The 2,281-nt window shown below is 71.2% G+C and carries 2 protein-coding genes; both read left to right on the plus strand.

What is annotated here, in order from left to right; translation table 11 throughout:
- Positions 1-50: 50 nt before the first annotated feature.
- A complete protein-coding gene (locus RTM68_RS17815; RefSeq protein ID WP_312173541.1) occupies positions 51-1,724 on the plus strand; it encodes a DEAD/DEAH box helicase family protein in 1,674 nt (557 codons plus the stop codon).
- Positions 1,725-1,729: 5 nt separating this feature from the next.
- Positions 1,730-2,281, plus strand: a 552-nt coding sequence (locus RTM68_RS17820) for a hypothetical protein (RefSeq protein WP_312173544.1), incomplete at its 3' end; no start/stop codon positions are given.

The following is a 2,281-nucleotide window of genomic DNA, read 5'->3' on the forward strand; positions in this document are numbered from 1 at the left end:
GAACAGTCTAGCCGATCTCCGCACCCTCTCTTTGACAGACTGGGCAGGTCATGGACTCCGCCACCGCCGCTCCCCTGTCGACCTGGCGCTTCTCCGGCACCCTGCGCACGTACCAGGCCGAGGTGCTCGAACGCCTCACGCCCGGCGGCGACGGCCCGCTGCACATCGTCGCCCCGCCCGGTTCCGGCAAGACCCTGCTCGGTCTGCTCCTGGCCGCGCGCGAGGGCCACCGCGCGCTCGTGCTGTCGCCGACCGTGACGATCCGCCAGCAATGGCTGCGCAGCGCCGCGGATCTGGCCCCGCAGCGGGCATCCGTCTCCGACGACCCCGAACGGCTCGGAGACCTCACCGCCCTGACGTATCAGCTGCTCAGCGTGACCGGCGACGGCTCGCCCTTCGACGATCTCGCTCGAGCGCTCTGGATCGACGAGCTCGTCGCGAACGGCCGCGGCGAGGCGGAGGCAGCGACCTGGCTCGCCGAACTCGCGGTCGACAACGCCGGCCGCTATCGATCCGGGCTCCGCAGCCGCACCCGTCGTCTGCGCTCGCAGTTCGCGCGGCAGCGGCCGGAGGAACTCGCACGGGTGCTGCATCCGAACGCCGTCGCTCTCATCGACCGGATCGTCGCGGCGGGAGTCCGCACCGTCGTGCTCGACGAGTGCCATCATCTGCTCGACCACTGGGCGATCGTCGTCGCCTACCTGACGGGTCGCATCCGCGAGACCGGCGTCGAGCCCCTGCTGATCGGGCTGACCGCAACCCTCCCCTCTCCCGACGACGAGACCGAGTTCGAGAACTACAGCCAGCTTCTCGGCGAGGTCGACTACGAGGTGCCGACTCCGGCGGTGGTGAAGGAAGGACACCTCGCGCCGTACCGCGATCACGTGCTGTTCACCGAGCCCACCCCCGCGGAAGCCGCGTTCATCCGACGACACGAGAGCCTGCTGCACGATCTGATCGCGCAGGTGCTCTCGACGCCGGATGCTGTGGCGTATCTCGAAGCGCAGCTGCAGCCGGTCGGCACCGACCCTGAGGCCGCCAGCGAGGACGAATCCGCGCTGGCCCGCCTCGACCGGGCGTTCTCATCCGACTTCGCCCTCACCCGGGCATGCGGTCTCGTGCTCCGGGAGGTCGTGCCGCAGCATCCGCTGGTGGCCGCCATCCCTCCGGTGCTGCTCGATCGCTGCACCACCGACGATCTGCTCACCGTGCTCGCGCGCTTCGCGCAGACCCGTCTGCTCGCCGATCCGGCAGCCGAACACCAGTGGGAGTATGTGCGCCGCGCTCTCGCCGATTTCGGCTACGCGCTGACCGACCGCGGCATCCGTCGCGGACGCGATCCGGTCGAGACGACGCTGGCGTTCTCCGCCTCCAAAGACCAGGCGGCCGTCGAGATCCTGCATCGCGAGCTCTCCGGTGCCGACGGCGAGCGCATCCGCGCGGTCGTGGTCACCGACTTCGTCGAGCACGGCAACACGCGGGGCCTCGCGGATGATGCGCCCGCCGGCGCGCTGCGGACGTTCGATCTGCTCGCCGTCGATGCGGTCACCGCTCAGCTGCACCCGGTGCTGCTCACCGCGCGACACCTGCGCGTGGCGCCGACGACGCCACGCGTCTCGCGGACTCGCTCTCGCGGATCCTCGATGCACCGATCGAGGCGATCGACGGCGTCGGTCCCGTCCGTGATCTGCAGGCACGGGGCGTCGGCAGCGGGCGCATGGTGAGCGCGGTGTCGGAGTTGATCCGGCGCGGCGAGGTGCGTCTGCTCGTGGGCACGCGCGGACTTCTCGGCGAGGGCTGGGACTGCCCGGCCGTGAACACCCTCGTCGACCTCACGACCGTGGCCACCGCCTCGGGCACGCAGCAGCTGCGCGGACGCACGCTGAGGCTCGATCCGGCCTGGCCCGACAAGGTCGCACACAACTGGTCGGTCGTGTGCCTGATCCCCTCCGACGTCGACCTCGACGACGGCTCCGAGTCCGCCCGCCTGCGCCGTCGGCATTCGCATCTGTGGGGTCTGAGCGCCGACGGCGACGGTCGGATCGTGAGCGGCGTGGCCCACGCGCTGCCCACAGAGGCCGTCGAGTCGTGGGAACGCGTGCTCGACAAGGATGCGTCGACGTCCGTCGCGGACCTCGATGCGCTCCTTCACGGCAGCCGGCCGACCCGCGGCGAGACCCGACTCGAGTGGCGCATCGGTGACCCGTACGAACCGCACGAGCGGGAGGCCATCGCGGTGCGCCGCACCCCGCGCGCCCCGCTGCTGCGCACCGGTCGGGCG

Source organism: Microbacterium sp. (assembly GCF_031988965.1).
Classification (GTDB): Bacteria; Actinomycetota; Actinomycetes; order Actinomycetales; family Microbacteriaceae; genus Microbacterium.

Excerpts from the sequence above, each read along its gene's own strand:
- RTM68_RS17815 (WP_312173541.1), top strand. The coding sequence starts at position 51 with ATGGACTCCGCCACCGCCGCTCCCCTGTCGACCTGGCGCTTCTCCGGC.